The 9,278-nt window shown below is 51.5% G+C and carries 8 protein-coding genes; all 8 read right to left on the bottom strand.

All coding sequences use genetic code 11. The features are described from left to right. Positions 1 to 28: 28 nt before the first annotated feature. The 8 genes from N037_RS19600 to ecpA all read right to left on the bottom strand — a co-directional run bounded on the left by N037_RS19600 (position 29) and on the right by ecpA (position 9,255). Positions 29 to 1,498 carry an EAL domain-containing protein gene (locus tag N037_RS19600; protein ID WP_082440906.1) on the bottom strand — a complete coding sequence of 490 codons (1,470 nt, stop codon included), beginning with the start codon at positions 1,496 to 1,498 and terminating at the stop codon, positions 29 to 31. Between the two features lie 321 nt (positions 1,499 to 1,819). Continuing rightward, positions 1,820 to 2,293, bottom strand: coding sequence for a hypothetical protein (locus N037_RS19605; protein WP_023336286.1), 474 nt, complete (start codon positions 2,291 to 2,293; stop codon positions 1,820 to 1,822). Beyond that, positions 2,268 to 2,948 carry a winged helix-turn-helix domain-containing protein gene (locus N037_RS19610; protein ID WP_231686701.1) on the bottom strand — a complete coding sequence of 227 codons (681 nt, stop codon included), beginning with the start codon at positions 2,946 to 2,948 and terminating at the stop codon, positions 2,268 to 2,270. Before N037_RS19610 ends, N037_RS19605 begins: the two co-directional genes overlap by 26 nt. A 152-nt stretch (positions 2,949 to 3,100) precedes the next feature. Then, complete coding sequence (locus N037_RS19615; protein ID WP_032642838.1) at positions 3,101 to 3,781, bottom strand: fimbrial biogenesis chaperone; 681 nt, start codon at positions 3,779 to 3,781, stop codon at positions 3,101 to 3,103. Beyond that, a complete protein-coding gene (locus N037_RS19620) occupies positions 3,778 to 5,391 on the bottom strand; it encodes a hypothetical protein (protein WP_023336289.1) in 1,614 nt (537 codons plus the stop codon). The genes N037_RS19615 and N037_RS19620 overlap by 4 nt, the downstream gene beginning before the upstream one ends. Before the next feature lie 4 nt (positions 5,392 to 5,395). Further along, entirely contained in the window at positions 5,396 to 7,888 is a 2,493-nt protein-coding gene (locus tag N037_RS19625) for a TcfC E-set like domain-containing protein (RefSeq protein ID WP_032642840.1), read from the bottom strand. A gap of 56 nt (positions 7,889 to 7,944) precedes the next feature. Beyond that, positions 7,945 to 8,619, bottom strand: a complete 675-nt coding sequence (locus tag N037_RS19630; RefSeq protein WP_023336291.1) for a fimbrial protein — start codon at positions 8,617 to 8,619, stop codon at positions 7,945 to 7,947. Positions 8,620 to 8,670: 51 nt separating this feature from the next. Next, complete coding sequence (gene ecpA, locus N037_RS19635) at positions 8,671 to 9,255, bottom strand: common pilus major fimbrillin subunit EcpA (RefSeq protein ID WP_023336292.1); 585 nt, start codon at positions 9,253 to 9,255, stop codon at positions 8,671 to 8,673. Positions 9,256 to 9,278 lie beyond the last annotated feature (23 nt).

Below are 9,278 nucleotides of genomic sequence, written 5' to 3' on the forward strand. Positions count from 1 at the left end.
CCCTTACTGTGAAACGGGGCGAGCGAATTCAGGGTGCGGTAAGGCGCGGATTATTCTGCTTTTCCTGCCCTGGAGACTTCTTTTCCCGGACGGGCCTCGCGATATTTTCACACCGCTTCATGAAGCCTTTAAACTCCGCCAGCGCCACCGGGGGCATAAAAAAGTACCCCTGCTGGTAGTCGACCTGATTATCCACAAGCCAGTCGCGCTGGTAGTCATATTCCACCCCCTCAGCCACGGTTTGCAACCCCAGAATGGCGGCCAGGTTTATTATCGACTCCAGCATCGGCAGCGACTGCTCATGCGCGTGGATGCTGTTGATAAAGGTCTTGTCGATTTTAATCACATCGAGTTCAAGCTCGTTCAGATAGCAAAGATTCGCATACCCCGTGCCAAAATCATCCAGCGCAAACAGTACCCCGCGATTGCGCAGGGAGCGGATCAGCTCTTTTATTGCCGGAGTCACCACCAGCGTCTGGTTTTCGGTTATTTCAATCATCAGCTTTATTGGCAACGATTCCGTTAACTCTAAAAAGTTAAGGCACTCCCAGTAAAAGACGGGATTGCTCAGGCTTGAAGGGCTTACGTTAAAGGCGACAATAAAGGACTGCCCGTGCCGGTGAATGCTGTGATTTAAATCGCTGGCCACCTTATTCATTAAATAGCTGGTCAGCTCATTAATAAGCCCACTTTTTTCCGCCAGCGGAATAAACTCACGCTGGGAGATGGCGTAATTATGACCCAGCGGCCAGCGCGCTAGCACTTCGACCCCGCTCAGTTCTCCATTGCTGCCGACGATAGGCTGGTAATACGGAATAATCTCCTCATTTTTCAGCGCCAGGCTCAATCGATCGGCTTCGTTATTATCACAGACAAAGCGCGACGGCTTCTCATTTCCACTTATTCTTTCTGTCAGCAGGCCATTACGGGAAAGAAAAATAATGGACTCGTTGAAATTATCAAATCCCAGCCGATGGGTTATTTTATCCCGATAGCGATAAAGCGATTTCACCGCCAGCGAATTTGCCCGGCAAAATTCATCCTGGCCGGTTCGGGTGAATGAGGCATTGAGCATCTCCTGTTCAAAATCGCTCAGGCGAAATTCATCCACAAAGCCTATTCTGGCGGGCGCACCGTTTTCAGTATTCGCCATCAAAATCTTCTTCAGCGAATCAATGATGTCGTCAGCGTCCAGTCTGGCATCGATACACTCCGCGTATTCAAAACCTCGGTTAATACATTTATTTTCACTCAGCTTAATAACCACACTCTTGACATTAATAAACTGACTGCTGTTTCTTTGCAACCACCGTTTAACCAGGCCAAATGGCATTCGGCTGTCAATAATTAACAGGCAGGTTTTGTACTGGGGCGTGGAGATATCAGAATCATTGATGTAGGTTCCGGTATCCACCAGTATCAGATTAGGTAAAAATGACCTAATCCCTGAGAAAAGATAAATGTCATAACTAAGCAGGAAGACCTTTTTCGTGTTCATAATCATCACCATCATGGTTTTAATTGCAAAGGCTACCCCTCCCTCAAATAGAGAGAACATTCACAATTGATTCTGTTTCCAACGATATACATGTCAGATAATTAATATTCTCATTGCAAAGCTAAGCAAACGCTTTTTATATCCTCCGGATTGCGGTAAGAGTTAAAATGATAAGAATATTCCCATCAGCAGAACAGAGAATTTTCTTAGCGATGGAAAGTACAAACAAATGCCCTCACATTCACAACCAGACAAACTAAAATCTCATAAAAAAATCAATAAGCAGAACATACTACCTGTAAATCATTGTAAAGCAGAGAATCACTTCGCACGGCAGACCATCAGCGTGCGGCGCAAATCCCTGATACCATATACATTGTCGTCGATACGGATAACCTTGTAATAAAACAGCTTCTGTTTTGACATCAGCAAATCTGTTATCGCGTCGGGCAGATCGTCATTATCGTTCTTGACTATTGCCAGGCGCTCTGTACGCAGATATCCGTCGCTATCCTTCCCTAAAAAACGCAGCGACGTAGTGCGATTCACGGCGTACTGTTTATCATTTACGTCCAGCATACCCACCTGCGACAGCATCCCGTCTTTTTCCGAAGAGATCCTGAATACCTGGAGAACCTCTCCCTTTATTTTTATCCCGTTTTGTTGCGTGTCCAGATCGAGATGATATTTAGAGGTACAGACCAGCGCCGCCGGGATTGCCCCGCGGTGAAGTACAATGAAGAAAAGCGCGACCAGCGCTGTCATGATGCTAATAAAAATAATTTTGGCACTCATACGCCACCTTTTTTTCATCCATCATACAAATACTGAAAAAATGTTCTTTCAGCTTATTGCCCTTAGACAGGCTGTTATCGTCATAAAATATGATAGTTCTCTTCGTGCCGTGACAAATGGCATTAAAATTTTTCCATCGTTTAGAATGCAAAAACTTAAAAATTTTCTCTGAGGAATTATCATCCATCGTATACACTTCGCAGACACCAGTATTTGAAATATGCACCACGCCGTCGTTACTGCGAAACATTACGGTAAGAAAAATACCCATACCTCCCACAACAAACAGGAAAAAAACAAACCAGACTATAAATGTTGTGTTCCAGAGAAACGTCCCTGCATGATTAACATTCGTTACGTCTTTCTCAGTAGCATCCAATATATCTTCGCGGTTATCGTTGACCTGCGCCTGAAAAACAAAGCCTTCTCGTGGGATGGTAATTATAGCGCCATCAATCCCCAGCGCAGAAAATCCCTTGCGTAACAAACTAATGCTTTTATTAAGACTATGTCCGGAGGGATTCATGCCATACTTAGCCCAGACTTCCTCAATGATCAGTTCGCGGCTTAATTGGCGAGCATTATTTATAATAAAAAAATCCAGTAACCTTGCCACCGAAGCGGAAAGAACAACGTGTTGATCTTGTACGCTCAATTCTCGTTTCTTAGCGTCGTACAAAACCCGACCATTAATTATCTTTCTCATCCAGACAAACTCTTATATTTTTCATTCATTATGCAAGCAACCTATACAGAGTATATTTACCTTATACAGGTTGGCAATATAAGAATATTTTTATTTGGATTTTATGAGTCGGGTTTAAAACACGCGTTGCCAATAGGGATATACTTGTGCAAAGCGACAATGAATTTTTTATTTTGATTTTTTAACCCGCTGCTTCGATACGTTTCTCCGGGGAGAACGTAACGGATAGTGGCCTCATCATCCGTTGAATTGCATCCCTGCTGCACAATGATTTTAAAAAAAGTGTTCCCGGTATTTTTAAGCACCCCAGCCTGCTCATCCAGGGTATAGCGCAGGTCGATTTTTCTCGGGCGCACCACCAGTATCGTATCCAGGGCGATAGCCGGTATTGCTTCGCTTCTTTTTCCCCCGTTGCGCTCCGCGAACATCGTGACGGGCAGCTCCGTGAACTGCACCCGGTAATAGCGCTCCTTATCATCCTGCGGGCCGCGGTAGAAAATCTTAAAAAACTCCCCGGCATCAGGCGCCAGCGAGAACGTCAGCGGCGCAAAAATCAGCTCCCCTTCTTCTATATCCTGCCGCTTCTCCCCGCCCGGCCCGGGCTTATCAATTTTCACCGCAGAAATGCGATACACATTCTGCTTTTTGCTGTCGTTAAAAATGCGTTTGCTGATGAAAGACTTGTCCGCAGGCATCTCGTAAATCGTGGAATCGAGATACAGGGCGTGCGCCGAAAAGCTCAGCAGCGCCGCACTGATGATTGCCGCATACCCGCGCTTCATTTGGTGACACCCAGCCAGTTCGCGGTGACTTTGATTTCGCCGCTGGCGCTAACCACGCCTTCCCAGTCGGAGCCTGAAACCGTCAGCGCCGAGCGGGAGTCATTCATCGGGAACAGCAGCGATAAGCCGGTGCTGAAGTAGCTTCCGTCGTCGGTGTTATTCGCATCCCACGGCGTTTGCTGCCACAGCGCATCGTTGAGGCTGATGGGCGCCTCGCCACAGCTATTACGCACCTGCGTCACGCTGCCCGACTGGTTGCTGTACTGCAGATACGCCGGGATCGGCACGCTGATCCCGCCCTGCGCGGAGGTAAACAGGCAGTACGGCGTATTGTTAATGGTCGTGGTGTCCCCCGTGACCTGAGCGGTAATACTGTCCGCCTGACGCGGGCCGGAAACGGTGACGACATAGTCCATGCCAATCGGGGAATCATCGCCGATGGTGCCGCTGCCGCTTGCCGACGTGGTGTTATTCGACGAGACAATGCTGATTCCATACTCCTTCGGAATAATGTTCAGCTGCAGCGATGGCGTGAACTCGTAATGTCCCGACTCCGGCGTTAAGCTATTGCGGAAAGCAAAGGTAAAAGGCTGGCTGTTGGTAATGCTGTAGCCCGAGTCGACAAGGTTTTTAAGAAACGTCTTCGACAAAAATAGATAGACGTAGTGGCCGTCCGTTGAGAAGACATTGTAATAGGCCGTCGTCGCGCTGAAGTTATACCAGTTCGAGCCGTTGCCGGAATAACGCACCGTTGACGCCGCCGGGGTAAAGCCCAGCGCGGCGGAATCGATATAGGCCCTGAAGGTGAGCGAGGCGGTGAGGTTCGCGGTCTGCTGAAGGCTGTAGCTGACCATTTTGCAGATCACGCCGCTTACGTTTCCGACAACCCCCAACTCGCAGGCGCCGGAGTCATTGGTAATGCTCGGCGTCCCGTCGCTGGCGATCCACAGTTCCTGGAAAGCGCTGGTAGATTCCAGCGCCAGATGGCCGCGCTTGGTTAAGGTGTAGTTTACGTAGTTCCAGCGCCCGGTGCTTTGATCCTTACAGCGCTCGCCCCCCGCGTAATCATAGTTAACCGAGGTATAGCAGCGGTTAAAGACATACGTTTCGCTGCTGCCGGTCGGCATCGCGCGGAAATATTCGTAGGCCGAATCGCTCAGCGACGCAAAGCCGTACGCCCCGCCCACCACGCCCGCGACCGAGCCGACCTGAGCGTGGTAGAAACCGTTGCCGTCTCGGCCCTGACCGGAGATATAGCCGGACGTTGGGCATTGCGTACCGCTGTAACAACGGATGCCGCTAAACGGCCCGTCAATCGGCGAATTATCGATCCACATATCCTGATAGTTATTCGCCGGAGCCGTCCAGCCCACGTAGCCGAGATAGCCGAGGCTCACCTGCGAGGTGCCGTATTTCACCCAGGTGTTGGATCCGCTAAAGCGAGGATCGAGCGCGGAGGGGGTAATGAAATACTCACCGTCCACGGCGTTTTCAATAAACAGAAAGTTATTGCTGACCGAGCCGGACGAGGACGCGGTCAACGCTTTCGCCGCCAGCGGCGTCAATGCACCCGCAACGAGTAACGGAAGAATAAGGTTAATATTTTTCATAGTATTATCTCTGCGCCATAGTCGATTGCAGTGCGCATTGCACGTCCCCGACCCACGCTGCGCCGCGGGCTTTTTCCAGATCTAAATCGGCTTCGCAGATGTTGCCATTCGCCGAAACAAGGGTAATGACGGGGAATGTCTTATCGATATCAATCGCGAACTCACCTTTCGCATCGGTGCGCGTTTTACCGATGTGGTTATGAATATCGGTATTGGCCGCGAGCTGTCCGTTTGGATAGCGCACGCGCCCGAAGACGGTCACCATGCTTTTCACTTCCGGCGCCACCACACCCACGTTGCCCGGATAGAGGTTCAGCGACTGCTTACGCCCGGAGACGATATCGAAGCTGTCCTCGGAGTTGCGGTCGTTCATGATCTCCAGCTTGTACTGAGCGTACGGCGGCAGCGCGATAAAGCTCGATTTGCCGCTCAGGACGTAGTGACGGTTATTGATTTTTGCCGCCAGCTTGCCGTCACCTGCCAGCCCGGTTTTCACGATGATGCCGGAACGCTGGCGCTCTTTGCTGAGGCCGAAATCGCCCCCCGCCCAGGCAACCGAACCCTGGGATGAGAAGTTCAGGTTGGTAGCGTTATCCGCCGATCGGGTAACGGAGACCGTCCCGGCGTTGTATTTGGTGGCGTAACTCATGTTGCCGTTCACGGAATAATCGTTGCCGTAGTTCTGCTCGCCGCTCAGCCGGGTGGAGGCCGCGATCCCCGCCGAGGTAATTGGCCCGTCTTCAAACTGCTTGCGGGCGCTGATGTTGCCCTGCGTTGCACCGTAACGATCCCGCGATGCCCCGACGCTCAGCCAGGAGGCCAGCGGCAGCGAGAAGTCGAGGCTGACGTAACGCTCCTGACGACCGTCGTCATTCCGGTTGTTGTAGTAATAGCGCTGCACCCCGGCGCGCAGGCCGACGGTGGCGTAACGCCCGGCGTACAGCGTGGTGCTGTAATCCAGGTTGCGATATTTGTTGCCCGAGTAGCGGTTTTCCGTCTGGCTCACCGTCAGCGATCCCCCGTGCGGAATAAAGCGTCCGAGGTTAATCGTGCCGCCAATGGAGTAGTTATCGCGCTCCTGCACCGGCAAACGGTCGCCAATTTTGCTGTCCTCGCGTGACGCCCACACCGAGCCAAACCCGCCGGGAGCGTTGAGGCTCACGCTGCTGACGTTGCGCCAGGTGCCGTCGTTTGCCACCAGCGTTTGGGTGCCCACGCTCACGTATTCATTGACGTTTAAGGTCAGGTCGGTTTCGTTCACGGCGTTGGAATCAAAGCCGTACAGCGTGGACTTCACGTTCAGGCCGGAGAGGATCGCCAGCGTCAGAGAGGCCGCACCGCCGGCAATCCAGGTCTGCTCGCTGCCGGCATTGTGGTAGTGATTGCGCTTGTAGCTTACGCGATCGTAATCCAGCGATCCGCCGAACACCTGCCATGAGAGCTGGTCCAGCCCGGCGGCCTGCTGGCGCGCGAAGATTTTATTCACGCGGCTGACGCGGGTGTTCACCGTGCGACCATTCACCACGATATCCACCGTCACGTCGTAAACCCCGTAGGGAAAACGGCTGGTGTCTATTTCGTAGCTGCCCATGTTGAAGTTCTGCACACTCAGCAAGCGCCCGTCGCGGAAGACGTGGACTTCCCCGGCGGCAGGAAGAAAGACCGTAATGGGGGTCAGCGACAGCGCGGTATTTTCTACCACTGTGCTGCCTTTATTGCCGTAGCTGGCGCCGTAGATTTTTCCGCCGTTCAGCGCGTTCAGGCTGGCAATGGACTGCACGTTCCACGTATCCAGCATCCCCAGCGCCAGGCGATAGCCCTCGTAGTCGCGCTCGTACATCGCGCGATACACCTTGCTCGAACTGTTGCTCTCGCCAATACCGTATACCGAACCGTTAATATTGAAGTGATGCTCCCGAAGCGACAGGGTGTTATCGAGCGTTAAATAGCTGCGCGAGCTGCTGCCATTCTGATAGTCATTGTAATAGGTGCCGAAATTGTAATTCAGCACGTTAGAGAGCCTGTCCACGCTGGACGGGCCTAATAAGGTGCTGCGCGCCACTACCGCCTCGGTTAGCGCGTCCCGACTGACGATCATCTCCAGGTGAAACGACGAAACGTTAAGCTGCAGGCGGGCTTCCGACGTCAGGGCAATCGCGGTGTTATCGACAAACTTAGCGTCAGCGATTTTTTCTACCATGCCGCGGGTTTTATCCGACAGCACGGCGTTATTTGGCAGGTCGGAAACCATAATCGACTTCACGGTAATGTTACCGTCGACCAGAGAGATCACCGCATCCGCAATTTTCTGCTGACTCTTTTCGTCCGTTTCCTGATAGCGAATAAATACCGGAACCGTCATACCCTGCTCCAGCGAACGGGCAAACGCGCCAGGAATAACGTATTTCCCGATCTTCACGGGCGCAGAATGGGCAAAGCCTGGTGTTAACGCTAACGAGAGAAAAACACTTCCCCCAACGAGATATTTAAATGACATACGCATCCTTACACATCGGCATTTTAATTTTTGGTACCGGTAATGGCGTTATGTTTTTACTTCACTGTAATAAATTGCTTGCCGTGCCAGATGCCAATACGAGTACGGCTATTCGACACATCGCTTTTTTGCAGCCTTATTTTTGTGCCCGGCATGACGTAATAACGCTCGCGGCAGCCCCTGCCCTGATCCTGCGCCTTGTCCTTGCAGGCGCCGTAGGCGATCACGCGAAATGAGACATTGCCGGTATTGGTAATCAAGTCGCCCTGACGGCTGTAGTCGAAGCGCTCCTTACGCGGGGCAACAACCAGAATGGTGCCAATCTCCGCTGAGGCCGTGGCCGTCGCGGCTTTACCGGCTTTGGTGGTTGCGCTTTCACTGATCGGCTCGTCTATCCACTGCAGGCGGTAATAGCGCTCTTTATCATCCTCCGGACCTTTATAGAAAAAACGGAACACATCTTTCGCTTCGCCAGGAAGAATAAGGCTGGCGGGTGTCGATAATAATTCACCGGGATTAACGTTCAGCTCGACGCCGCCGGGCAGCGGAGAGGAGAGTTGTTTTACCGTCACACTCACGTAGCGCGCAGAATCCGTCGTGTTGATGATTTCTTTCGATAATGAACTCTCTTCGGAAATCATTATCGATGTAATATCACCCACATTAATTGCCCAGCTGGAAAAGGATGTAGCCATCCCTACCAACATGGCTATTGGCACATATTTAGTCATTACTTATTTCCTGAGAAAATTCGGGAGAGGAACTCTCCCGAATTTTATTCATTACGCTGGCGTGGTCCAGGTCGCGTTGAACTGTACTTTCACATCGCCAGTCCAGTAGCCGTCAGGCAGCGCTGAGTAATCTGTTACCGGAGTCGTACCGTCAGAGGTAGCAGAGGAAATAGAGAACTTGAAGCTGGACTGATCGCTCACGCGCTCCGCACCGTTATAAGCACCATCCGCCATCAGGCTCTCGAGGCCAGAGGTTGAAGAGGAATTAACCAGTACGGTTTCAGACGCGCTGGAGAGCGCGTTGCCGTTCCATGCCACACCCACGTCCAGCGTAGACGCATCGCCGCTTGCGTTGGTCAGAGTATTGCTAATGACCTGTGCAGTCAGCTCGAAATCTGTCGCACTTTCTTGTCCCTGAATGGTTACGTCAAAAGCGCCGTCCTGAGTGTTAAACCCGTTCAGGCCTTCCGCATACTGGAAAGTCAGAGAGTTCAGCGGAGTAACAACCAGCATGCTGGTTGTATCTTTTGTAGCCGTTGCATCCCATGACGCTGTAGCAGAGGCAGTCACATCAGCCATTGCATTTGCTGCTGCGAACACAGAAACCAGAGAGGCCACCAGTAATAACTTTTTCATTTTTTTCTCCTGAGAACAAACGC

The sequence above is a fragment of the Enterobacter sp. EGD-HP1 genome, from assembly GCF_000733275.2.
In the GTDB taxonomy this organism is placed as follows: Bacteria; Pseudomonadota; Gammaproteobacteria; order Enterobacterales; family Enterobacteriaceae; genus Enterobacter.